The sequence below is a fragment of the Paenibacillus sp. OK076 genome (assembly GCF_900110055.1).
Taxonomy (GTDB): Bacteria; Bacillota; Bacilli; order Paenibacillales; family Paenibacillaceae; genus Paenibacillus.
This window is the reverse complement of the sequence record NZ_FOCH01000005.1, coordinates 286,113-310,018: the sequence shown is the minus strand read 5'-3', so window position 1 is coordinate 310,018 and position 23,906 is coordinate 286,113. Positions and strand designations below refer to the sequence as shown.

Here is a 23,906-nt window from a genome sequence, read left to right as displayed (position 1 = left end):
CAATGCTTAGGGAGGATGAACTCCGTTGTAAATGTGTAAAATTAACATAGGATGCTTAATTGCCTAATATGCGAAAATGCGAATGTACAATCAACCGGCATAGCCGGATTGCATAAAGATTGAATGGTAGACCGGCCTCGCCGGATTAACGTGAATGAACGGACGAAAGGGATAGAATCTATGAGCAAAGCTGCAGATAACATTCTTCAACAGGAAGTGGACAAACGCCGGACGTTTGCCATTATCTCTCACCCGGATGCGGGTAAAACGACATTGACCGAGAAACTGTTGCTGTTCGGGGGCGCGATTCGTCTTGCCGGTACAGTCAAAGCTCGGAAAGCAAGCAAACATGCAACAAGTGACTGGATGGAAATTGAGAAACAGCGGGGAATCTCGGTAACTTCTTCCGTAATGCAGTTTGATTACCTGGGTCATCGCATCAACATCTTGGATACACCGGGTCACCAAGACTTCAGTGAAGATACGTATCGTACACTGACCGCTGCCGATAGCGCAGTCATGTTGATTGACGTGGCCAAAGGTGTCGAGGCACAGACCATTAAATTGTTCCAGGTTTGTGCGAAGCGTGGTATTCCGATCTTTACGTTCATCAACAAGCTGGACCGTGAAGGACAAAGCCCGTTTGATCTGATGGAAGAACTCGAAAACGTACTGGGGATTCGCTCCGTACCGATGAACTGGCCGATTGGTACAGGTCGTGAGCTATGCGGTGTGTACGATCGGATGAAAAATCAAGTGGAATTGTTCCAAGGGGACGATCACTCGACAATTAAAGTACAAAAAGTAGATGGATACGAAGATCCAATCATTCGTGAGATGGCAGGAGATTATCTGCATGATCAGCTGTGTCAAGATCTAGAGCTTCTGGATGTTGCAGGAGACCAGTTCGACATGGAGAAGGTACAACGCGGTGAACTAACCCCCGTATTCTTCGGTAGTGCCATCAATAACTTTGGCGTGCAGACGTTCCTTGAGAACTTCCTGCAGCTCGCACCGAAACCGGAACCACGTCGCAGTACAGCAGGTGAGATTGAGCCAACGAATGAGAAATTCAGCGGTTATGTCTTCAAAATCCAGGCAAACATGAACCCGGCACACCGGGATCGTATTGCATTCCTGCGGATTGTGTCTGGTAAGTTCCAACGTGGTATGAGCGTGAAGCATAATCGTGTGGGCAAAGAAATCAAACTGTCGCAGCCTCAGCAATTCCTGGCACAGGATCGGGATATTGTAGAAGAGGCTTACGCAGGCGATATTATTGGTCTGTTTGATCCGGGTATCTTCCGGATTGGCGATTCATTGAGCCAAGGCAGCGAGGTTATTTTTGACGAACTGCCAACGTTCTCACCAGAGATTTTTGCCAAAGTTACGGTTAAAAATGCATTGAAACATAAACAATATCAAAAAGGGATTGACCAGTTGACCGAGGAAGGGACGATTCAGGTGTTCAACACCGTTAGCTTCGACGAGACTTTGCTCGGCGTCGTGGGTCAGCTCCAATTCGAGGTATTTGAATACCGGATGAAGGGCGAGTACGGGGTAGACGTGCAGCTCCAGCGCATGCCTTATCAATTTGCTCGCTGGATCGTGGACGAGAATCTGGACCCAAGTAAATTCCGGATCAACTCCGCTCTGGTGAAAGATAAAAAGGGCAATTATGTTGTCCTATTCGAAAATGAATACGCGATGAGAACCGCAATGGACAAAAATCCAACGGCGAAATTCCTGGAGACAGCTCCTTAAGCCGTTTCTTCCTAAAATAGTAAAGACAGCAGAAACAAATGACCTAAATCCCTGATCAGAGGGGTTTAGGTCATTTTTGTTGCTCCCAGCTTTTATATCTCATTAAGAATTCCGTCGCCTAGGCGAAAAGGGAAAATAACATTAGTCATCATTCAGTCTGCTCTCAGCAGCAACGGACGAGGATATCTTCGATCTGTTTGATCAGGTAGCTGAAATCATTGTAGTTGTATGATGATATTACATGCTTGAAGGAAATAGATCAGCCTTGTTAATCGGAGAGTCAGCTTCTAGTGATTAGTTACTGCCGTCTCGGGAAGCTGCATGTATATACACAAACAAGGTACAGCCTCCTGAGTTATGCTCAGTGACTGTACCTTGTTTGGTTGGGGGACCTAATTAGTCTGCGGGGGATGTAACTGCCTTGCTCTTTGGAGCAGGGCACCATCCAGACCAATGAGCCAAATCTTTTTTTGCAGACAGAACAACGTGATGATGGTACCTTTCCCTCCAAGGCTTCAGTTATCTGATGGGTTGAACGGGAATGGTGTGCAGATGCTCCTGCGCGATTTGAATTAATTCTTCCTGCTTCGCAGGTTCCGTGTTCTTCCAGATCATTTCGAAAATGGCACCAAGTCCGGGTAATGCTGCTTCCGGTCCATCTACAGAACCTTCGATCATCTCCCGGAGCTGATCATCACTTTTATCATGAACCTTATGAACAATCGCTTCACGCAGGCTTAATGTAATGGGCATCGCAAGTCCCTCCTCGTATATTCGGCTGCTCTAATACTGTTCCCTGGGAAGCGTGAGCGCATTCAAGTTTATTGGGCTTTGTGGTATACTACGAAGGATATTTAAGTAAACACTGACCCTTAATTGAAAAATGGACTACCAATAGATGCGTAATGCTGAAGTGCAGCGGGAGGTTAGACCCTAATGGCAAAAAAACAATATGCCGTCATTGGCATGGGACGGTTCGGATCAAGTGTAGCCAATGCCCTGAGCGGCATGGGATTCGACGTATTGGCAATTGATGCGGACGAGCAGCGGACTCAGGAAATGTCCAATATTGTGACTCATGCCGTATCGGCAGATTCGACGGACGAAGAAGCGCTGCGTGCGCTGGGCATACGGAATTTTGATGTCGTCGTTGTGGCGATTGGTGAAGACATTCAGTCGAGTATTCTCACGACCCTTATTCTGAAAGATATGGGTGTACCTGTTCTGATTGTAAAAGCACAAAATGAGCTTCATGGTAAAGTATTGCAGAAGATCGGTGCAGACAAGGTTATTTATCCTGAGCGGGATATGGGACTGCGTGTAGCCCATCATCTGACATCTCCAAACATTCTCGATTACATCGAGTTATCTGAGGATTACAGCATTTTGGAGATGAGAGCGTCTGAGCAAATGATCGGTAAAAATCTGCTGGAGCTAAATATTCGTGCACGTTTCGGTTGCAACGTGATGGCGATTCGCAGTGGGAATTCGATGAATATCTCTCCGTATGCGGAGGATCGGATTGCGGACGGGGATGTGCTGATCATCGTTGGTCACAAGGACCATTTGACGAAAATGGAGCTTGCGTATCCAAAGTGATAAGTATAATGACGGGATAAATGGAGCAATCTTTAGTCGGAAAATTTCAATTCGTCATGTAACATGTTGATAAAAAATCCCGCAGACGGGAAGGATGGAAAGATGGATATTGTATCACCGCAAAATACACGTGTGAAGGAATGGGCACAGCTGCTGGAGAAAAAACACCGTACCCGTCAACATAAATATATTATTGAAGGCATTCATCTCGTAGAGGAAGCACTGCGCGCCGGGGCGGATCTGGAATGCATTGTTTACGATGGGGAGCAGGGTGTACCCAAGGAACTGGCTGGACTGGAGGCTCCACTTCAGCGCGTGGAATGGATTAGTGTATCCCCTGCGGTTATCGCCAAGTGTACGGATACGATGACACCCCAACCTGTTTTTGCCATTGTACATAAAGGTCGCGAGCCGCTTCAAAGTCTGTTGTCTTCTGCCAAGGGGTTTGTTGTGGTATTGGACAATGTTCAGGACCCGGGTAATGTGGGAACGATCATTCGCAGTGCGGATGCAGCGGGAGCGGCAGGTGTTGTACTCGGTGCTGGTTGTGCCGATGTCTATAATCCGAAAACGATCCGTTCAACGATGGGATCATTGTTTCATCTGCCAATTGTAGAAGGTCCGTTGGAAACGTTGCTGCCTGAAGCAAAGGCTGCGGGTGTAAAGTTGGTTAGTACGTCTTTGCAGGCGGAGTATTCGTGCTACAGTTATGATTTTACACAATCGGTATGGCTTGTGATCGGTAATGAGGGCAAGGGCATATCGGAATCTACTGCACAACTGGTGGACGATGCAATTACAATTCCGATGCAGGGACAGGCAGAGTCACTTAATGCCGCAATGGCGGCAACGATTTTGCTGTTTGAAGCGATGAGGCAGCGGATGGTTTAGCAGATGAATAATATACTTCATGTTTATATGAGGTAAGAGATATAAGCTTATTCCAACTCGAACGATGAGTGAGGAATGGGCTTTTTTGGTATGGCCCGGTGAAAGTTGAAATAAATAAATCGAACGATATGGAGCTGGTATGCCAATATATAGTGTAAGGAGGAAGGGGATGGATGATGAGTGAGGCAGAAAGGTACATAAAACTTGTGGAATTAACCCGGGCTGGTGATTACGAAGCATATGGGGAGTTATATGAGCTAACGGTGATGGATGTGTATCGCACTGTCCGTTTTCTGATTCGTGACTCATCTGACGCGGAAGATCTGGTACAGGAAATTTATATTCAGGCATACAGGTCCTTGGAGCGTTACGATTCGGAGAGAGCGTTTCGTCCCTGGTTAATGGGTGTGACGATGCGGCAGGTCCGAAGTTACCGGCGGAGACGATTGACGCAATTTCGTTTTAGCAAGCGGATGGAAAAGTCTGATACGGGGCTGGAGTATGATTTTTCCGGTGACTTAATCAACAAGTTGGCAAATCGTCCTCTGCTTGAGCAGGTACACCGATTGCCGTACAAGCTCCAGCAGGCCATCACTCTTCACTATTTGAACGAGTACACGCAAGAAGAGATTTCATGCATATTGGAAATTCCAATAGGAACGGTGAAATCGCGTATTCATGCGGCATTAACCAAGCTGAGGCAGAATCAGAAGTTGAACCTAGGTATTCGGGGAAAGGTGGAGGATTTGCATGAATCTCGATGAACAGCTGCGAACAGCCTACCAGGAAGAGACCAAAAACTGGACAATTTCTGATAGAACAAAACATAAAATCTTAAATGCTGTTCGACGTGAATCACGTCTCAAAAGACATCGGAAAAAATGGCTGGTTACTGTTCTGCTGGCTGCTGTGCTCATCATTCCTACTGGAGCCTATGCGGGGTATTCCTACTTGGCTAACGAAATGTATGGTTCACAGGAAAATATATCAGCGGTGGGTGGAACATCGGAGGATTATATGAGACTGGAAGCGAAGCTGCAGACAGCCAAAAAACATTTAAGTGAAGAGGAATTTATTCAATTTATGGATCTGATGAAGCAAATGGGGCAAATGGCTTTGAAGTATGCGGATCAACAGGGAGAGATGCACCCCGAGCAATGGAGTGTCACAGAACAGACGGAGTTTAATCGTCTTACTGCAGAACTGGAACCATTTTTCGAAAAGCTGGAAGCAGCAAGTGTAGACTCTCCCAAAGAACCTATGGACCAGGAGCAATTTTGGAAGGAACAGCTGGCAATGGCAGAGACGAAGTTTTCTGAGGAGCAGTTTACCGAGTTCAAATCGTTATATGAACAGATGAAGCAGTATGAATCCTTAGTGTCAGATCAGGATGGGAACATCCATGAAGAACGATTGTCTGCGGAGCAGAAGGAAGAACTGAAGCAGGTACGTGAGCGCATTTTCCCCTTCTTGGAGAAGTTGGGTCTTGATGTTCGTAAACCGGGTGAGTAGCTTAGGTAGTGTTCAGGAGCTAAGGAGCGAAAGGGTGTCATTCCTTTTGCTCCTTTTCATTTTGTAGAAATGATTTCGTAGATAATCTTCTTATCTGCCTTGCACATTCAGCCGATACTGATGCGGCGTGGTGCCTGTTGCCTTGCGGAAGACTTTGCAAAAATAAGATGGGCTGGACATGCCTACACGGTGGCCTATTTCCGGAATAGTATGTGTGGTACTTGTGAGTAACACACAAGCATGACGAATACGAGTGGCCTGGGCGTAAGCAACGATGGTCGTGCCGGTAGCTTTTTTAAATATATGGGACAAATGATAAGGCGATAGATGCAGCGTATCTGCGATATCCTCCAGACGAAACACTTCATTGTAGTGCTCTTCAATCCATTGCATGACAGCCTCAACATGAGGATGCAGAACGGGAGAGCCCGCTGGGAGCGCAGTAGAGCAGGGAAACTGCCTGTCTTTCCAAATGTAGCGAAGCTGTGCGAGCAGTCCAAGTAAGAAAAGTCGTGTATCCTCTTCCGCTTCATGTGGAAGCAATGTAGGCAGAATATCGGCAAATTGCTCCATCATCTGAACCAGTGGGGATGAAGTGGAAAGACAGATCGGTTGAAGCGGAGATCTTTGCTCGAGAAGGTCCATTGTAAAACGATTCGATACGGCAAATAGTCGAGAGTGCGAGTTCAGCAGGTGCTGCTCATACATCAGGACACTGCGAATAAAGGGATGTTCTTTCGTGACTTGAATCTGGATCTGATGCAGCTGAAAAGGGCGGAATATCATCAGTGTACCCGGTTCAAGGGGGAATGCCTGCCCCTCGGTTATGAGTTGTCCATATCCATCATGGATATACGTGATCTCCATCTGTGAATGAGCGTGAAAAACCTCTCGGAACGCAGTCGTTGAGGTGCGATGGCATACCAGATTAAATTGATCCTCGGTGATTATGGGCATTAGGAATGCCTCCCCTTCAAAAGCGCAATATGGTTTCATTTTATCACAAGATGAACGCATAAAAGCGCTTTATTATTGTGTATTGTGAAGGGAATAAGGGAGGTATGCATTCATGTTAAATGTGGCCATTATTGGAGCAGGCGCAATCAGTGCAGCGCACATTACAGCGTATTTGGCATTTCCTGAACGATGCAAGATCGTAGCTGTGGTGGATATGTACGCGGAAAAAGCACAGAAACGAATTAACGAATACGGATTGGAGGGAGCGCAAGCTGTTACCGATTATCATGAATTGCTGGATCAAAACATTGACTTGGTTTCCGTATGTACCCCACCGTATACCCATGCACCGATCACATGTGATTTTCTGCATGCAGGTACACATGTGCTTGTCGAAAAACCAATGGCCTCTTCTTTACAAGAGGCGGATATGATGCTGGAAGCGGCGCAAAAAAGTGGTAAGTTGCTCTCGGTTGTGGCACAGAATCGTTTTACGACACCGATGATGAAACTAAAATATGTGCTGGACAGCAAACTTATGGGTCCCATTGTCCACGTACAGGTCGATTCATTCTGGTGGCGGGGCCATAATTATTATGATCTGTGGTGGCGTGGCACATGGGAAAAGGAAGGCGGAGGCTGTACACTTAATCATGCGGTCCATCATATTGATGCGATGCTTTGGATGATGGGTCCTCCGGTGGAATTACAGGCCATGATGGCGAATACGGCACATGATAATGCTGAAGTAGAGGATATTTCCATGGCAATGCTTCGTTTCCAAGAAGGAGCACTTGGTATGATTACCAGTTCAGTGGTACACCACGGAGAGGAGCAGCAGTTGATTTTTCAGGGTAAAGAGGCCAGGGTATCTGCGCCTTGGAAGGTCGTTGCTTCTACGGCACGAGCGAATGGATTCCCAGAACCCAATCCAGATCTGGAACAGCAGATTCAGAAACTCGCTGACGACTTAGTGGATGTTATTCATGTGGGGCATGCTGGGCAAGTGGAGAATGTGCTAAACGCCATTGAGACAGAATCACCCCTTCTGGTGGATGGGAAGAGTGGTCGGAATACACTGGAACTCATTGTAGGCATCTATAAATCGGCCAGTACGGGGGAGAAGGTTACTTTTCCACTAAAGGCGGAGGATGCTTTCTATACAAGGGAAGGGATTATGCAACATGCGGTGCATTTTTATGAGAAAAAGACAGCCGTGGAGAACTTTGAGGATGTGGATATTACGTTAGGGAGAAAGTTGGAGTCTTAGTTAAATAACAAAAAAAGAGGCCAGTTCCACAGATATTGTGAGATCTGGCTTCATTTTATTGGAATCTTATTTATAAAACAAAATTAATACACTCGTTGGTTTCATCTATTTAATTTTGCGATGGCTTCTCTATTTAACCCTAAGAAGGTTATCTCATGGCCAAGGCAGAATCCGACGTAACTACGACATATTGGCAGGAAGTCATGCAGAAGCTGGAAAATAAATTGACAGAAATGAAAAAACATTGGAGATAAATATCCTCATTTTGCTGGTGATGATGGGAAGTATAATAACATCAACACCGATTAGAGGGTTTTAAGTTTCTGGACGGGTATGCTATGGATTATGTACAATATGACAGGAGAGGAAATCTACCGGCATATGGCATGGTCGTGGGATGAAACTTTGGAGCAATGGTTTATAAGACCAATCCCAGATCTTCATCACGATGTTGGCTTCCAGTCATTGGCATCAATGCGGAGAAGATGATGCATTGGATTGAAGACCACTACATAGATGAAATCAAATAAGATCATATGGTAAACAATATCCACTTATCCAAGTCTTATGCTTCCCGTATCTTTCAGCAAGAAACAGGAAGCAGTATTACGGACTAGGTCACAGCCCTAAGACTTAAGCAGGCTGATATCCTAAGCTGGAAACGACTACTCTGTCCGTTCAAGAGGTGGGCAGGCGGTATTCCGCAATGGATCTTATTTCGTTCAATTATTTCGCAAATCGACGGGAACAACTCCCGTACAGTATCGGCAACATTTTGAACACAGCAGCAGACATTAAATCACATGAGGGTAACTGCTGATGTTATTAAAAGTAGCGTCAGTACATTATCGTGATGAAATTTAAAGTGCTATTTTAAAATCACAATGTTTCGGAAATTAAAGTGAAAATGAAGTGTCGCCTCTTAATAGAATGAGAACCTATTCTTTACTCAAAAGTACGTGCTACAGCCACTTATCGGCCCACCGTTCGACGGCGCTTAAAGCGCGCCCCAGCTCTGTGCCTTTGCGGGACAACATATATTCTGTCCGAACAGGGCGTTCCGTAACCACATGACGTACGACCAGTCCCTCTTCCTCCAGTTCCTTCATCCGTTCATTAAGTACCCGTTTGCTCAGGTCCGGAATATAAGCGTGAATTTCACTGAATCGTTTGGGTTCTTCCATCAATGTATGAATAATGAGGGCTACCCATTTCCGGCCAATGATCTGATAAGACTGTTCCACCTTTTCGCATATTTGCTTGGCATTCTCATCATCGCTCATAATAGTACTCCTTTGATTTAGTTATGCTTATTATAGCACTAGTATACTTATTGTAACCTGAGTGTCCACAAGCCATATGTGTAAAATGTCACATACCAATTGTTCTTAATGTTACCACATAAAGCGTTAACATTAAATAAAAACCCTATAAACACTGGTGTTCACAGGTTAGACACGATTGTTGACGAATTGTGACGACAGGTGTAAGATGGGTAACGTCAATTCAATTGGTTACAATTTATAACCTTGATTAAGGTTGTGGAGAGAAGGAATGTTCCATGTTTAATTCAGGTCAGATACACAAGCGGAGGTAAGGCGGGGAACTCCCCCACTAATTCCGTCTTTTGTCATGCTTGGATTTGAACATTTTGCATCATCATATACTATACTGCACAGATCACAGGAGGCACTCCAATGGACGCAATGACATTTGTCCTCTTCGGGGCAACAGGCGATTTAGCCAAACGTAAGATTTACCCTGCATTATATAATTTGTACATTGATTCGAAAATGCCGAAATCCTTCTCCGTTATCGGTCTTGGACGGCGTGAATTGTCGGATGCTGACTTCCAGGCGAATGTTGAAAAGTCACTGCACACCTTCTCCCGTCAAACACCGGAAGAAGAAGCTCAGGTTCGCGACTTCATTGGAGCTTTCCGTTATTGTTCTTTAAATAATACGAAGCTTGAAGATTACACCAAATTGCTGGAACTGGTTCAGAAGCGTGAACAAGAGCTCAACATTCCTGAAAATCGCATGTTCTACATGTCGGTTGCACCGGAATTCTTTGAACCAATCGCACTGAATATTCAAGAAAGCGGCTTGGGTAACACCAAAGGCTGGAAGAAACTTATCATCGAAAAACCATTCGGACACGATCTGCAATCTGCACGTGAACTGAATGAGAAACTCAGCAATACCTTTGCGGAAGAAGAAATTTACCGTATTGACCATTTCCTTGGTAAACCGATGGTTCAAAATATTGAAACCCTCACTTATGCCAATCCGGTCATTCAGGCTTTGTGGTCCAACCGTTACATTGCCAACGTACAGATTACGGCAAGTGAAACGGTTGGTGTTGAAGAACGTGCCGCATATTATGACCAAAGCGGTGCCCTTCGTGACATGTTCCAAAACCATATGCTTCAATTGCTGATGATGATTGGTTTGCATTTGCCAAAACGCTGCACACCGGAAGAAATTCAATTCAAAAAGCAGAAGATCGCTGAGGCTCTTCGTCCATTGACGAAAGAGAATATTGCTTCCGAAGTCGTTCGTGCCCAATATGGAGCAGGCGAACTGCAAGGTGCTTCTGTTGTTGGATATCTGGACGAGCCTGACATTCCAGCTGGTTCTCAGAATGAGACATATGTTGCCGCAAGACTGTGGATCGATGATCCATTCTGGAGCGAGGTTCCATTTTACATTCGTACAGGCAAACGCCTGGCTGAAAAATCAACCAGAATTGTTGTTGAATTCAAGGCTCCACTGAAAACAGGTCATGAATCCGAAAATACAACAGAGCCTAACTTGCTCACGATCGAAATTGGTCCAAAAGAAAGCATCTCGCTTCAATTAAATGCGAAAAACCCACTCAACCAAGGCGAAGTGGAAGCAATGCATATGACCTTCAACTCAGGTGAACGCAACATTCCGGAAGCTTACGAAAACCTGATCTTTGACGCGATGCGTGGAGATTCTACATTCTTTGCTCACTGGAACGAAGTTGAACTGGCTTGGCAATGGGTACAGCCGATCTTGGAGGCATTCCAAGATGGCAGTGTGCCACTCGATACGTACAGCGCTGGTTCGCAAGGACCGGAGTCAGCAGATCGATTGGTTGCAGAGAACGGCTACCGTTGGTGGTAAAAGTAGTGTAAGGGCAGCATCAGAGAAGAGAGCACTACAGTCTGTTCTGCTCGATAAATATACAAATTTTTATGAAATACACCGTTCCAATTTTGCATAAGTCCTTCCGGTAATACCCGGAAGGCCGCGAAAATTTTTAAATATAGATTACTTGGCTCAATTTAAATCAGTTCATAACAATTACGCGCGAGTAGTGAAGGGGACGAAATCGATTCTGAAGAAGCGTAGCGTGCGCCTTTGTCTCCATATTTTAACCATAAACATTATTAATCAAGAAAATTTGGAGACAACAGCGATCGAAAGAACGATTCGTAACCGGAACGGCTACTGCGCCAAGGTTAAGCACTTATTTTGGAATTGGCCAGATAAAAATTAGAAATGTTCATAACAGGAGGAACTAGCAATGAAACTTGGACTTATTGGATTAGGTAAAATGGGATTGAACCTGGGTAGAAACCTGATTGACCACAAACATGAAGTGGTTGCTTTTGACCTTAACGCTGAAGCTGTGAATGAAATGAAAGAATACGGCGCAACAGGCGTATCTTCTTATGCGGAAATGGTGGCTTCCCTTGAATCCCCACGTGTATTGTGGATCATGGTTCCTCATAACGTGGTTGACGCTGTATTGGCTGAAGTAAGCCCACTGTTGTCCAAAGGCGACATCATCATCGAAGCGGGTAACTCGCACTACAAAGAATCCATCCGTCGTTACGAGGAAATGAAAACTAAAGGCATTCACTACATGGATGCTGGTACATCCGGCGGTATGGAAGGCGCTCGTAATGGCGCATGTTACATGATCGGTGGCGATCCTGAAGCTTGGGCAATCGTTGAGCCAGCGTTCAAGGATACTTCCGTTGAAAATGGTTACCTGTATGCAGGTAAAGCAGGTAGCGGTCACTTCCTGAAAATGGTCCACAATGGTATCGAGTACGGTATGATGGCTTCCATCGGTGAAGGCTTCGACGTATTGGAGAAAAGCGGCTTCGATTTCGACTTCGAACAAGTTGCTCGTGTATGGAACAACGGTTCCGTTATCCGTTCTTGGTTGATGGAATTGACAGAGCGTGCATTCTCCAAAGATGCTAACCTGGATGAAATCAAAGGGGTTATGCATTCTTCCGGTGAAGGACGTTGGACGGTTGAAACAGCATTTGACCTGCAAACTGCTACACCGGTTATCGCGTTGTCCCTGTTGATGCGTTACCGCTCCCTGGAAACAGACACGTTCACAGGTAAAGTTGTCGCAGCATTGCGTAATGAATTTGGCGGTCACGCTGTAGAAAAAAATTAAATCATATATAACTGTTAACATATACGGATAATCGGGTAATGATGAGTATAGTTGTTTACAAAATTCATCAAGTGGAGGGAACATATCATGAAATTTTTCTTAGATACAGGTAATGTTGAAGAAATCAAACGGATCGAACGTCTTGGTCTGGTGGATGGAGTCACGACCAACCCGTCTTTGATTGCCAAAGAAGGTCGCGTATTTAAAGAAGTGATTCAGGAGATCTGTGGCGTTGTTAAGGGCCCGGTCAGTGCTGAAGTGATCGGACTGAAAGCCGAGGATATGTTGAAGGAAGCTTATGAAATTGCAGAGTGGGCACCGAATGTAGTGATTAAACTACCGATGACCGAAGATGGACTCTATGCTTGTCATGAACTGACGCAAAAAGGAATTAAAACCAATGTAACGCTGATCTTTTCCGCAGCACAGGGCCTGATGGCGGCGAAAGCTGGCGCAACGTACATCAGTCCATTTGTTGGCCGTCTGGATGATATTGCGGTGGATGGCATGAAGCTGATTCGCGATCTGCGTCTCATTCTTGATACGTATGATTTGCCTTCCGAAATTATTGCAGCAAGCATCCGTAATATCAAACACGTGGAGGATGCAGCGCTTTCCGGTGCGCATATCGCGACCATTCCGGGTTCGCTCCTGCCAACATTGTGGAAACACCCGCTGACAGACAGCGGCATTGAGCGTTTCCTGAAAGATTGGGAGTCCGTTCCGAAATAATAAAATGTGGACAGTAGTCTGATTCCTCAGACCTGCGTTCCATGTAAAAGCCTTTCGTCGTGCAGACAACATCTGCTGGCGGAAGGTTTTTTTGGTTGGAGGTGATGATATCCCCGTACGAGCAGGTGCTGTCCTTCTTTTTCGGGACAACGGTGCATAAGGATAGTTATATAGCCTATAGCTCATCCCGCAGGGGAGGGACGCCCGATGATGAGAAGACGATGGCGAAGCCGAAGACGCCGCAAGCCGCCAAGTGGCAGGCGCAAAATGTGGTTGATTATTTTATTGGTAACAGCATTTTGTTTGATGCAGGGTTTTGCCTATGTCGATAAGAAAATGAAACCGCCTATCATGCATCTGGCCAAAATCAGAGTGAAGCAGATTGCAACGGAAGCGATCAACAAGGCGATTACAGCGCAGGTTTCCGAAGGTAAATCCACCGAAGGGCTGATTGACTGGAAAACCGATACGGCTGGGAAAGTGTCCGGATTTATGCTGAATTATGATGAGCACATGCGGATCACTGCGAGTACGATGAACATCGTGCAATCCACTTTGCAGAACGTGCATATGTTAAAAGAAAAAATTCCGCTGGGGCAGGCGTTGGGCAGTCCGGTACTGGCATCCTTTGGTCCAAGTATACCGGTTCGTATTGAGCCTCAGGGAGCCGTCAAGGTGGATCTGAACACCCGTCAGCAGAATGCCGGTATAAACATGATTCTGGTTGAAGTGTACATTCACATCATTGCCGAAGTGGCGGTAGTGGTGCCCTTTGACATGGAACCTGAGACCGTCGATACGGAAATTCCGATATCTTACCTGTTAGTGGTCGGGGATGTGCCGATGTACTACTATGATAATCAGGGCAAGCCGGTGGGTAGCAACGGCAGCAATGCACCTGCAATTGCACTGCCATCGAGTCAGGCGGGTGTTTCGAGTGGTCATGGAGGAACGCCAAATGGAACCTCTCCCAATCAGCAGCAGGCTCCAGCAAACGGTCTGAACGGAAATGGACTGGAGGTTGAGCCGGATTTGTCTGATCCAAATGAGGGATTGCAGCTTGACGTGGATGGGAACCATTAATGAGTCCAAAGCAAATATCGAACAAAAAACGGGGCCTCTATGATAGAGGTCCCGCTTTGCATTAAAAAATTATCTCAATACTAAAGAGATACTTATTATCCCTTATTCCAATTTAATTGTTTTGCTTTCAGTTGCCTTTGGCTTTTTTCTGTTTACGTTCTTCCTGTTCCCAATGCTTCAGATGAGGGTATGGGTCGAACGACCATTCATTCAGCCCGCTGTCGCGATAAATGCCATAGTGCAGGTGAGGCGGAAACTTGCCTTGTGTACCTGGTTTTCCATACCCTGAACTGCCCACCCAGCCCAAAACCTGACCAGGGGTAACCACTTCGCCGATATGGGCGTTTTTGTCAAAGCCGGATAGATGAGCGTAATAGTGGTAATGGTTGTTCAGATCGCGAATGCCAATACGCCAGCCGCCAAACGGATTCCAGCCTTTGATTTCAACGACACCGTAACAGGTACTGCGTACAGGCAGGCCATGCGGTGCAAAAATATCCGTGCCTTCATGAATACGGTACCCACCCCAGCTGCGTTTGGTCCCCCAGGTACTACGGTACGAATAGTTGGTTCCGAGAGGGACGGGAAAAGCGTGACCAAAGAGATCGAGGCTGTCAAAATGCTCATATAATTTCGCAAATTGCTGAATACGCTGCACCGCCCGGGAGTTATGGTAATAGTCCCACAGAGCGATATTGAAGTCCTCCTGCTTGGTCCCATATTTCTGAATAATGGATGCCATGCTGTAAAGTACGTCGAGGTCATTATTGGCATCTGCAACACCATCACCAGAACCATCTCGACCATACCCGTTGAAAAAGATAATGGAACCCGGGTGTTGATCCGTCTCATCCGGATTGAGCCAGCCTCTCCAGGCTGGAGGGGTCATGAATATACCGGTCAGACGATCCGGATGTTTACGATCTTTTGGATGTGCACGCGAGATGGTTCGTTCATATTGATCAATTGCTGCGAGCCTGTACCATGGAATTTGGGTCATTTGACCAATGCTTTCATATAGATGCCGGCGCGAAGCGAAAATGTCCGCTGGTTTTTGCTCTACAGCCTGAGGTTTGGAATCAGCGGCGGTAGGTTCACCGTAAACATCAACAGGCAAGAATGGGAGAAGCAGTGTGCCTGCAAGCAATGTTTTGATCCAAAAGGAATACGTTAACCGCGATGTAAAGCGATCTTGCACAGGGAAGCAGCCCCCTTTCCAATAAGATGATGCACATGGTGCCCGGTGAACCAAGCTATAACCTAGCGTTCTTCAAAAGTCTTCATTTTATCCACCATGAATGAGATGTGACAAATGGGGGTTTTTCCAGCGCTTTCATGGTATAATATGTTCCGAGCAACAGCCTAACTTCAGTAGAAAGAAGGTTTATGCATTGGCTAAACGTGTTAAAGAACCGAAACCGGACTGGATTCGGATCAAATTGACAACCGGCGATAACTATCAGGAAATGAAAACGATGATGCGTTCCAAAACGCTGCATACAGTATGTGAGGAAGCACGGTGCCCGAATATTTACGAGTGTTGGGCCAATCGGACGGCTACTTTTATGATTTTGGGCGACATTTGCACACGGGCATGCCGTTTTTGTGCGGTAAATACCGGCTTGCCAACGGAACTTGATTTACAGGAACCAGAACGCGTGGCAGAAGCGGCAGAACAGATGAATCTGCAGCACTGCGTAATTACGAGCGTGGCGCGTGACGACCTGAAGGATGGAGGAGCGACGATCTTTGCGGAGACAGTGAAGGCCGTTAGTCGTCGTTTGCCTTTATGCAGTGTAGAAGTGCTGATTCCGGACTTTTTGGGTGACCGGGATTCCTTGCAGATTGTAATGGATGCCAAACCGGACATCCTGAATCATAACATCGAGACTGTAGAGCGATTATCGGACAAAGTCCGTGCCAAGGCGAAATACAAGCGTTCACTCGAACTGCTTGCTCGTGCCAAGGAAATGCAGCCAAATATTCCAACGAAATCGAGCATCATGCTTGGTGTGGGTGAGGAATATCATGAAATTTTGCAAACGATGGATGATCTGCGCGCTGTGGATTGTGACATTATGACGATTGGTCAATACTTGCAGCCATCCGAGAAACATCTGTTTGTAGAGAAGTATTATCCGCCAGAAGAGTTCGCATCATTGAAGCAGGAAGGACTGAAGCGTGGATTCAGCCACGTCGAATCCGGACCTATGGTCCGCAGCTCTTACCATGCGCATGAACAAGTAAAATCTGCTGCGAAAAATGCTGAACAGGCGGCATCTCACGCATGATGGAGGATACAGGATTGGAAGAAGAAAAAGGTTCAGAAGAGATTCAAGAATCGGTTCAGGAGCCAGTACAGGACAAACCCAAAGAACCGGTTATTGTTCAAATCGGCGGAAAAAATTATGAAATCGTGCAGAACCATAAAGAAGGCTGGAATCCTGAAGTTTTCCGTGACCGTTACAGCGAAGTGCTGGAGCGGTACGATTACATTATTGGGGACTGGGGTTACAGCCAACTGCGTTTGAAAGGTTTTTACCGGGACAACCATCCCAAAGCTACGAAGGATTCCACGATCTCCAGCATGGTGGACTATATCAATGAATACTGCAACTTTGGCTGTGCATACTTTGTGCTTCAGAAGAGCAAAGATCAGCCTCAAGCCAAAGCAAAAAGCGGTTCCTGAGAAGGACCGCTTTTTTGTTGCGTGTATTTAGTCCAAAAAAGCTGTGCGAACCCTGTTCCAAAACGGATAAGGCCGGAAACGGGCAAAACTGACCTTATGACGGGCCACTTGGCAGCGTACCGATATGAGATCTTCCACCATAATGTTTACGTGGTCAATGGTAAGCAACAACCGCTGATCCTTGCGTGAGAAGATATCACAGTGATGGTGCTTGGGCAAAATAACCGGTGAACCCAGCGTCCGATAGACGCGGTTATTGATTGAAGCAATCTCGGCGATCTGAATAGCCTCGATCGTTGGATGCACCATGGCGCCGCCAAGCGCCTTGTTGTATGCCGTACTGCCTGAAGGGGTCGATACACAGATGCCGTCTCCCCGGAACATCTCAAACGTCACGTCATTAATGTCAACCTGAGCAACGACTGTACCGTCTACACCTTTTAACGTAAATTCATTCAGTGCGATATAGGAGGTATTGCCCGACTTTTTACGAATCTCAAGCTCCAATAACGGGTACTCCACAATTCGGGGTTTGAGTCGTTCCGGGTCGCCTTTGCCGCTCATCAATCGAACCAATTCCCTTAATTCTTCCTTCTTCCAATCGGCATAAAAGCCGAGATGGCCTGTATGAACCCCAACAAAAGCAATATCCGGGATGCGGTCGATGAAATTGTGAAATGCTTGCAGCATCGTACCATCGCCTCCGATGGAGATGACAATCTCCGGCGATTCTGCATCCAGCTTAAACCCTTCCTCTTTGGCCAGCGCATGAAACTGCTGACTGAGATCAATCGATAACTGGTCTCCGCGGTCTTGAACATAGTATCTCAAGATGAAAGCTCCTTTGTGGTCATTATACTACCGATGATAATCAATTCCAGGGAAGAACACAACGTTGGATTGATATTCAGTTGAATATAAAGTCACAGGATGGCTTATTTTTTCATACGCCGAGGTAAGAAAAAGGGACTCATCAGAGAAAGCATCAGCAGTAAAAGTAATACGCCCCCAAATACACCTATTCCCGAAAACAGGATCTGTCCCCAATCTGGTGTATACGAAAATAATTCTGGCGTGGCACCCGTTTGGAACAATACAGGCCATTCCGAACCACCCATCATCGGCAGCCATAACAAAAGTACAAGTATGGGTGCAATGAGAGCGTGGATTGCTCTGGCAAACAGAAAGGGGCCGTATCTCATCGTTGTGTTGCTCAGAACACTCATAATCTGGGCATGAACGGATAATCCCCCCCAGGAGAGGACGAATGCAGCAGCAGCAGCTTTGTACACTAGCGGAATGGATATGCCCGCCCCTCCCGCTTCTTTGGCTCCCAAAGTGACTTCAAATAACCCGCCTACGAGGCTGTGGGATAAGGCAGGCGGGAATCCAGTATATCGAAGCAGTTGTTCCGTAATGGCATATAATCCGCCTAACCATCCCGTTTGAACGAGTAACTCCATCATAACGGAGAAGAATACAACTAATCCTCCTACGATAATAATAAGGCGGAGGGATGAGGAGATTGCCTGGTGCAACAATTCACCAAATGCCCGTCCATCAGCTTTCCTTGCCTCGTGCATGGCATAAATGGCTCGGACTAGTCTGCTTCTGTGTACCTCTTCAGATGCGGAGGGAGAGTTGATAATCGACGGTTTATCCTTTACGGAGACGCCGCCATGGAACCGCATGAGCAGGCCCACAAGAAATGCAGCACCATAATGTGATGTGACCAGTATGGGAGCAATAGCTACATTATGAAAAAAACCGACCGATACGGCTCCAATCATAAAGATGGGATCGGATGATGTGGTGAAAGCAACGAGGCGTTCACCTTCTTCCCGAGTAACCAATTTTTGCTCCCACAACTGTGCAGTCAATTTGGCCCCAGTGGGATAACCGGAAGCGCAACTGACGGCAAACACAAAGCCACCGCTTCCGGGAACGCGAAATAGCGGACGCATCAATGGATTTAAGAGTGTACCCAAAAAATGAACAATGCCGAAGCCAAGAAGCAGCTCGGAAAGCACAAGAAAGGGAAAAAGGGAGGGGAAAAGCACGTCCCACCAAATGGATAGTCCACGTACACCAGCATGCCAGGTTTCCGCAGGAAACAGCACCATCAACACACACAGGATCAGGAGAGCTAGTGGGATCAGGACTTGGGTGATTCGTTGTGAAGCGGCCATGAATTCTTCTCCTTTATTTTTGGAATGGTGAGTGTGCAGCAGATCGCTGGTGCTTTTGCCATCAATATATGAGACAAAGCGGACAAACAGTACAAATTAATGTCTAGAAAGCGCTTGCAAAAGTGGCTGTGTTTTTAAGAGAAGTATGCTAAAATGATAAAAACGCCTGAACGTCACCTAATTACCTAGAAGGTGGAATTAAATCGGATGGAGTGATGATTATGAGTCTTGTCACCGGAATCCTGGTTTGTGCTTTTGTTTATGTTATACGTGCCTCGCTTGTGCGCTCTGAAGAAGAGGACTGGCGAAGTTACTGATGAAATATTTGGTGCGCCAAACCTCTTGTTTGGCGCTTTTTTTGTGCCTTCAGTCTGAGATAGACCTGTGTGAGTCATGGCTATGTGGGACCATAACCCTTTCATGTTATATAGGACTTTTGGTTTTTTTTTGATAGAATGAAGACAAGGCGCTCGTGGCCTTGTTCTTCATTCTCCTTTCATAATTAAGCATGGGAGTGTAATATATTTCAAAATTCGACATCTGAAAGGAGGGGGAAGCGGAATGAATCCTAGTTTGAGCATCTACGACAATCTTGGTGGAGAGGCAGGCGTTCGCGCACTGGTTGAAGCTTTTTATCCGATTGTTCAGCAGAATGAGAAGCTGGCTCCTCTTTTTCCGGAGGATATTCAGCCGGTAATTGACAAGCAATACATGTTTTTGTCTCAGTTCTTCGGTGGTCCTGCATTGTTTTCCGAGGCTTTTGGTCATCCGATGATGCGTGCCCGCCATATGCATTTTGAAGTGACGGTTGAACGGGCAGAAGCCTGGCTTGCATGTATGGATCAGGCGTTGACACAGGTCGGTGTGGAAGAGCCATTGCATTCTTTCGTCCTGCAGCGATTGTCGGGGCCAGCACATCATTTTGTGAATACACCTTAGTTCCGATTATAAGCTTTTGGGAGAGGGATGGAATGAGTGGAATTAGAGCCTCTGTATAAGGTAAAAGTGAAGTGTCATTATTGCGAGATCGAGTATGATACCTCACGTGTAAGACCAAGCTTGAAACGGCCATACCGGACGGATTCCGATTTTTGCGCTTATTACAAGCTGGAGAATCCGGATTTCTATGTTGTACGAATCTGTCCGGCGTGTGGATTCGCTTCGACGGAAAATTCAACGGAACAATTGAACGATAGACAGCGCAAGGCTTTCAAGGAGCAGATCGGCAATCGTTGGGTGAAACGAGACTATAGCGGAGCGCGGACACTGGAGCAGGCGATGGATTCATACAAGCTTGGACTGCTGTGCGCGCAGGTTATTCAGGAGAAAGATCGTGTCGTTGCAGGTCTGCTGCATCATATTGCCTGGCTGTATCGTTACATGGAGGATCATATTCAGGAAAACCGTTTTCTTGAATTTAGCCTTGAGGCTTACGTAAAGGTTTTTGAACGGGAAGGTACTGGCGGGAATGAAGCCAAGCTGTTGTATCTGCTGGGAGAGTTGAACCGCAGGGTAGGTCGATTCCATGAGGCTGTAAAATGGTTCGGCAGGGTCATTCATGACAAGCGCATTACCGATGCTGCCATGATTCGTGCTTCGCGGGAGCAATGGGCATTGCTGCGGGAACAGATGATCTCGAGTAAGTTGGAGTTGCCGGCTGAGATGATTGAAGCAGACAAAGAGGCTGCGAAACGCAGCCCCATTTGATAAGTGAGAGTTGTTCTTTAATTGCGGACAGGACGACTGGATAGCAGGTAATCACTATCGTTGTCGATCACAGTCATGCTGGCATTACAACAAGGAAAGACCAGCAATTTCTTTTTGCCTTCGCGAATGCGTACAAGCTCCTTCGGTTTGAGCGGCAGCAGTACATTGTTTGCATGGCAGTACGGACATTGCTGTACATAAATGTCCCCCATTACAATATCGTAAGGCCAGCTGTTCTCAAAGGGAATCATTCTTGCTCGCCTTCCGTAGAGGCAGGTTTAGCCGCTTCTTCTTTGGCCAATTCGGCGATTTTCTGCATCAGGATATGCTGCGGCATATGCATCAGATGTTCGAGGGGAACACCCAGAGATTCTGCTAATTTGACGGCTGTGTCAGCCGAGACTTGTAAAGGTTTCATACGATTACCTCCTGAAAATAGCTTAAACTATTTCTCTAGTATAGAGATATAGCGCTTATAAAACCAGTTCTAATTCAAGGTTAATTATCCATTCTACTGAGAGAGGTGCCTTATTTAAATGAAAACACCATTACAACCCGTCTGGGATCTGGAGTCCATTTTTAGTGGAGGTTCTGCCTCCGAGTCGTTTGCTGCGTATTTGATTGAGCTGGAGCAGGATGTACGCAAGCTGCAAGCCCTTTTGAAAGAAACACCTGCACCCAAGTCACTGGCAGAAACAAATGCGTTTGATCCGATTCTGGAACTGCTGCAGAGCTGTTATATCCGAATTTCGGAAGGGTCCGCATTTGTGTCCTGTCTTTCTTCACAAAACCAAAAGGATAAAAAGGCAGTTCAGCTTCAGGGCACCATTAGTTCTCTTGGCGCGATGTTGAACAGCAGCAAGTCCCAATTCGATAATACGCTTAGCCAGACGACAGACTCTGTATGGGAAGCATGGATTGCTCGGGAAGATATTCAGCCGCTTGCCTTTGTACTGAACGAGAGCCGCACACAGGCTCGTGAGAAACTGTCACCTGAGCTTGAAGGTCTTGCGCTGGATCTCGGCGTAGATGGTTACCATGGGTGGGGCAAATTCTATAACACCATTGTAAGCAAGGTTAACATTCCATTTGAACAAAATGGTGAAACGGTAATGTTGTCCGCAGGTCAGGCTGCCAATAAGCTGAGCGACAGTGACCGGAATGTCCGCGAGACTGTATTCGCTAATTGGGAACAGGCTTGGACGGATGTTGAAGACTTCTGCGCAGATACATTAAACCATCTTGCCGGTTTCCGTCTCAAATTGTATGAGAAGCGCGGCTGGGATGACATTCTTAAGGAACCTTTGGCGATCAACCGGATGTCGCGTCAGACGCTTGATACGATGTGGGACGTAATTAACGGTGCCAAACCTGCGTTGGTTCTATATTTGGAGCGCAAGGCGAAACTGCTTGGTGTAGAGAAACTCAGCTGGAGTGACGTTGATGCACCCGTAGGCAAGTCGGGTGGAAAAGTCACCTATGACGAGGCAGCCATCAATATTGTTGATCAATTCGCCAAGTTCAGTCCCAAACTTTCCAAGTTTGCAGAGATGGCTTTTGAGAAACGTTGGATCGAAGCAGAGGACCGTCCTGGCAAGCGTCCAGGGGGATTCTGTACGTCCTTGCCACTCAGCAAAGCAACACGTATTTTCATGACCTTCTCTGGGACGCCGTCGAATGTGTCGACACTTGCCCATGAACTTGGTCACGGATATCATCAGCACATTATGGAAGAACTGCCGGCCTTGAATCAACGCTATGCCATGAATGTAGCGGAGACGGCATCTACCTTTGCCGAGCTGATTGTAGCGGATGCATTGGTTCAGGGAGCAACGGATGAGCAGGAGAAGCTTGCTCTGCTTGAAGACAAGATTCAACGAAGCGTTGCGTTCTTCATGAATATTCACGCCCGTTTCCTGTTCGAAAATCGATTTTATGAGCAACGCAAACAAGGTTTGGTGAATGCAGATGAGTTGTCCAAACTGATGGTGGAAGCACAGCAAGAAGCGTTCTGTGGTGCGCTTGCATCGGATCATCCGCATTTCTGGGCATCCAAGCTGCATTTCTATCTGACAGGTGTACCATTCTACAACTTCCCGTATACGTTCGGATATATGTTCAGTGCAGGCATCTACGCCAGAGCGCAGGAGGAAGGCACGGCATTTGCCGATAAATACGATGATTTGCTGCGGGATACGGGCCGAATGACGGTAGAGGAACTGGCTCAGAAACATCTGGGTACAGATCTCACACAACCGGATTTCTGGCAAAATGCTGCGAACCTGGTCATTGCCGATATTGATCAATTTCTTGAGATGACAGAATCCGCAAAATAGTATTCCTATATATGAAATGTGGCTGCAATCCTGTGTAAATGCACACGGGGTTGCGGCCTTTTTTTGTGTTTCTAAAAGTTAGACACCCGCTAAATAATTTGTCGCAATTGAGAGAAATAACTCGCTAAAAGGACGCAAAATGGCAATTAATTGTGCAAATTATAGTTATAATTACCCAAGTTTGTTTTTCTTTGTTGAATGACCACATATGTTGTCATATAATGAGTCATAAGTCCTTGTTTTGTAGGATGAAGTGCATAAAGGAGGAGCGTTATGGTAAAAATTGACCAGCTTTCATTAGCACGACAGTTGGATCTGGTGTTCAAAGAGCTTGATCATGAATTATCAGGGTTAGATTCAGGTGTAGTTTTTGTGCAAATACGAAATAATGTAATTGGGAAGTTTGGGATTCGACATAATCCGATAACCGGACGTGATGGTCAAATGGAAGTGGAGGACGGTGGATTAAACGAAAACCAGCGCTCTTCTTTCCGCGCAATGGCACTGGAGACTTTGAAATTCAAGCGAAATTGGACTCATGGAGAAATTGCATATGATTTTACAGTAAGACAAGGCATGATTCTGGTTGATGCCACGATGGAGTCCAACTATAATATGGCGAACCTGATGATTCGTTATCCAAGAACCAATACATACATGGATTCAGGCATGGAGTCGTCTTCATAATTGCGATGAGCACACAGGAAAGCGGCACTTCCGAAGAAGGC

General features: G+C 46.2%; 24 protein-coding genes. 16 read left to right on the top strand and 8 right to left on the bottom strand.

The window, feature by feature from the left end; translation table 11 throughout:
* Positions 1-180: 180 nt before the first annotated feature.
* On the top strand, positions 181-1,764 hold the full coding sequence (locus tag BMY78_RS28130; protein ID WP_090904557.1) for a peptide chain release factor 3: 1,584 nt from the start codon (positions 181-183) through the stop codon (positions 1,762-1,764).
* A gap of 519 nt (positions 1,765-2,283) precedes the next feature.
* Here the strand turns inward: BMY78_RS28130 and sspI are convergent.
* Complete coding sequence (sspI, locus tag BMY78_RS28125; protein WP_062324046.1) at positions 2,284-2,517, bottom strand: small acid-soluble spore protein SspI; 234 nt, start codon at positions 2,515-2,517, stop codon at positions 2,284-2,286.
* Positions 2,518-2,700: 183 nt separating this feature from the next.
* On the opposite strand from sspI, the gene BMY78_RS28120 reads away from it, so the two are divergent.
* The 4 genes from BMY78_RS28120 to BMY78_RS28105 all read left to right on the top strand — a co-directional run bounded on the left by BMY78_RS28120 (position 2,701) and on the right by BMY78_RS28105 (position 5,766).
* Positions 2,701-3,363, top strand: a complete 663-nt coding sequence (locus BMY78_RS28120; protein ID WP_090904556.1) for a potassium channel family protein — start codon at positions 2,701-2,703, stop codon at positions 3,361-3,363.
* Positions 3,364-3,465: 102 nt separating this feature from the next.
* Positions 3,466-4,254, top strand: a complete 789-nt coding sequence (locus BMY78_RS28115; protein WP_090904555.1) for a TrmH family RNA methyltransferase — start codon at positions 3,466-3,468, stop codon at positions 4,252-4,254.
* A gap of 173 nt (positions 4,255-4,427) precedes the next feature.
* On the top strand, positions 4,428-5,018 hold the full coding sequence (locus BMY78_RS28110) for a sigma-70 family RNA polymerase sigma factor (protein ID WP_111620069.1): 591 nt from the start codon (positions 4,428-4,430) through the stop codon (positions 5,016-5,018).
* Positions 5,005-5,766 (top strand): DUF3600 domain-containing protein, encoded by a 762-nt coding sequence (locus tag BMY78_RS28105; RefSeq protein WP_090904554.1) that lies wholly within the window; start codon positions 5,005-5,007, stop codon positions 5,764-5,766. Before BMY78_RS28110 ends, BMY78_RS28105 begins: the two co-directional genes overlap by 14 nt.
* 90 nt (positions 5,767-5,856) lie before the next feature.
* Here BMY78_RS28105 and BMY78_RS28100 read toward each other — a convergent pair whose 3' ends face one another.
* Positions 5,857-6,723, bottom strand: coding sequence for an AraC family transcriptional regulator (locus BMY78_RS28100; protein ID WP_090904553.1), 867 nt, complete (start codon positions 6,721-6,723; stop codon positions 5,857-5,859).
* Between the two features lie 112 nt (positions 6,724-6,835).
* On the opposite strand from BMY78_RS28100, the gene BMY78_RS28095 reads away from it, so the two are divergent.
* Positions 6,836-7,993 carry a Gfo/Idh/MocA family protein gene (locus BMY78_RS28095; protein WP_090904552.1) on the top strand — a complete coding sequence of 386 codons (1,158 nt, stop codon included), beginning with the start codon at positions 6,836-6,838 and terminating at the stop codon, positions 7,991-7,993.
* Between the two features lie 962 nt (positions 7,994-8,955).
* Here BMY78_RS28095 and BMY78_RS28090 read toward each other — a convergent pair.
* Entirely contained in the window at positions 8,956-9,276 is a 321-nt protein-coding gene (locus tag BMY78_RS28090; RefSeq protein WP_024632671.1) for a winged helix-turn-helix transcriptional regulator, read from the bottom strand.
* Between the two features lie 414 nt (positions 9,277-9,690).
* On the opposite strand from BMY78_RS28090, the gene zwf reads away from it, so the two are divergent.
* The 4 genes from zwf (at position 9,691) to yunB (ending at position 14,257) form a co-directional block, all read left to right on the top strand.
* Entirely contained in the window at positions 9,691-11,145 is a 1,455-nt protein-coding gene (zwf, locus tag BMY78_RS28085) for a glucose-6-phosphate dehydrogenase (protein ID WP_090904551.1), read from the top strand.
* 403 nt (positions 11,146-11,548) lie between these two features.
* Positions 11,549-12,442 carry a phosphogluconate dehydrogenase (NAD(+)-dependent, decarboxylating) gene (gene gnd / locus BMY78_RS28080; protein WP_090904550.1) on the top strand — a complete coding sequence of 298 codons (894 nt, stop codon included), beginning with the start codon at positions 11,549-11,551 and terminating at the stop codon, positions 12,440-12,442.
* A gap of 87 nt (positions 12,443-12,529) precedes the next feature.
* Entirely contained in the window at positions 12,530-13,174 is a 645-nt protein-coding gene (gene fsa, locus BMY78_RS28075; protein ID WP_024632668.1) for a fructose-6-phosphate aldolase, read from the top strand.
* A gap of 207 nt (positions 13,175-13,381) precedes the next feature.
* The gene (gene yunB, locus BMY78_RS28070; protein ID WP_090904549.1) at positions 13,382-14,257 is read left to right on the top strand and encodes a sporulation protein YunB; all 876 of its coding nucleotides are present in this window, start codon (positions 13,382-13,384) and stop codon (positions 14,255-14,257) included.
* Positions 14,258-14,384: 127 nt separating this feature from the next.
* On the opposite strand, the gene BMY78_RS28065 is transcribed toward yunB, so the two are convergent.
* Positions 14,385-15,455 carry a M23 family metallopeptidase gene (locus BMY78_RS28065; protein WP_090904548.1) on the bottom strand — a complete coding sequence of 357 codons (1,071 nt, stop codon included), beginning with the start codon at positions 15,453-15,455 and terminating at the stop codon, positions 14,385-14,387.
* Between the two features lie 193 nt (positions 15,456-15,648).
* Here BMY78_RS28065 and lipA point away from each other — a divergent pair, with 193 nt between their 5' ends.
* Together lipA and BMY78_RS28055 are read left to right on the top strand one after the other, a co-directional pair.
* On the top strand, positions 15,649-16,548 hold the full coding sequence (lipA, locus tag BMY78_RS28060; protein ID WP_090904547.1) for a lipoyl synthase: 900 nt from the start codon (positions 15,649-15,651) through the stop codon (positions 16,546-16,548).
* Positions 16,545-16,946, top strand: a complete 402-nt coding sequence (locus BMY78_RS28055; RefSeq protein ID WP_256222489.1) for a YutD family protein — start codon at positions 16,545-16,547, stop codon at positions 16,944-16,946. Before lipA ends, BMY78_RS28055 begins: the two co-directional genes overlap by 4 nt.
* Positions 16,947-16,973: 27 nt before the next feature.
* On the opposite strand, the gene BMY78_RS28050 is transcribed toward BMY78_RS28055, so the two are convergent.
* Both BMY78_RS28050 and ylbJ read right to left on the bottom strand, forming a co-directional pair.
* Positions 16,974-17,777, bottom strand: a complete 804-nt coding sequence (locus BMY78_RS28050) for an NAD kinase (protein WP_090904546.1) — start codon at positions 17,775-17,777, stop codon at positions 16,974-16,976.
* A gap of 104 nt (positions 17,778-17,881) precedes the next feature.
* A complete protein-coding gene (ylbJ, locus tag BMY78_RS28045) occupies positions 17,882-19,135 on the bottom strand; it encodes a sporulation integral membrane protein YlbJ (protein WP_090904545.1) in 1,254 nt (417 codons plus the stop codon).
* A gap of 561 nt (positions 19,136-19,696) precedes the next feature.
* Between ylbJ and BMY78_RS28040 the strand changes: the two genes are divergently transcribed.
* Both BMY78_RS28040 and BMY78_RS28035 read left to right on the top strand, forming a co-directional pair.
* A complete protein-coding gene (locus tag BMY78_RS28040) occupies positions 19,697-20,074 on the top strand; it encodes a globin domain-containing protein (RefSeq protein ID WP_053783277.1) in 378 nt (125 codons plus the stop codon).
* 36 nt (positions 20,075-20,110) lie between these two features.
* A complete protein-coding gene (locus BMY78_RS28035; RefSeq protein ID WP_090904544.1) occupies positions 20,111-20,842 on the top strand; it encodes a DUF2225 domain-containing protein in 732 nt (243 codons plus the stop codon).
* A gap of 17 nt (positions 20,843-20,859) precedes the next feature.
* Here BMY78_RS28035 and BMY78_RS28030 read toward each other — a convergent pair whose 3' ends face one another.
* Complete coding sequence (locus tag BMY78_RS28030) at positions 20,860-21,093, bottom strand: hypothetical protein (protein ID WP_063566143.1); 234 nt, start codon at positions 21,091-21,093, stop codon at positions 20,860-20,862.
* Complete coding sequence (locus BMY78_RS28025) at positions 21,090-21,260, bottom strand: YycC family protein (RefSeq protein ID WP_064506463.1); 171 nt, start codon at positions 21,258-21,260, stop codon at positions 21,090-21,092. The genes BMY78_RS28030 and BMY78_RS28025 overlap by 4 nt, the downstream gene beginning before the upstream one ends.
* A 118-nt stretch (positions 21,261-21,378) precedes the next feature.
* Here BMY78_RS28025 and BMY78_RS28020 point away from each other — a divergent pair, with 118 nt between their 5' ends.
* Positions 21,379-23,178: a M3 family oligoendopeptidase gene (locus BMY78_RS28020; RefSeq protein ID WP_090904543.1), complete on the top strand. Its 1,800-nt coding sequence runs from the start codon at positions 21,379-21,381 to the stop codon at positions 23,176-23,178.
* 273 nt (positions 23,179-23,451) lie between these two features.
* Positions 23,452-23,865, top strand: coding sequence for an O-methyltransferase (locus tag BMY78_RS28015; protein WP_090904542.1), 414 nt, complete (start codon positions 23,452-23,454; stop codon positions 23,863-23,865).
* Positions 23,866-23,906: the final 41 nt, after the last annotated feature.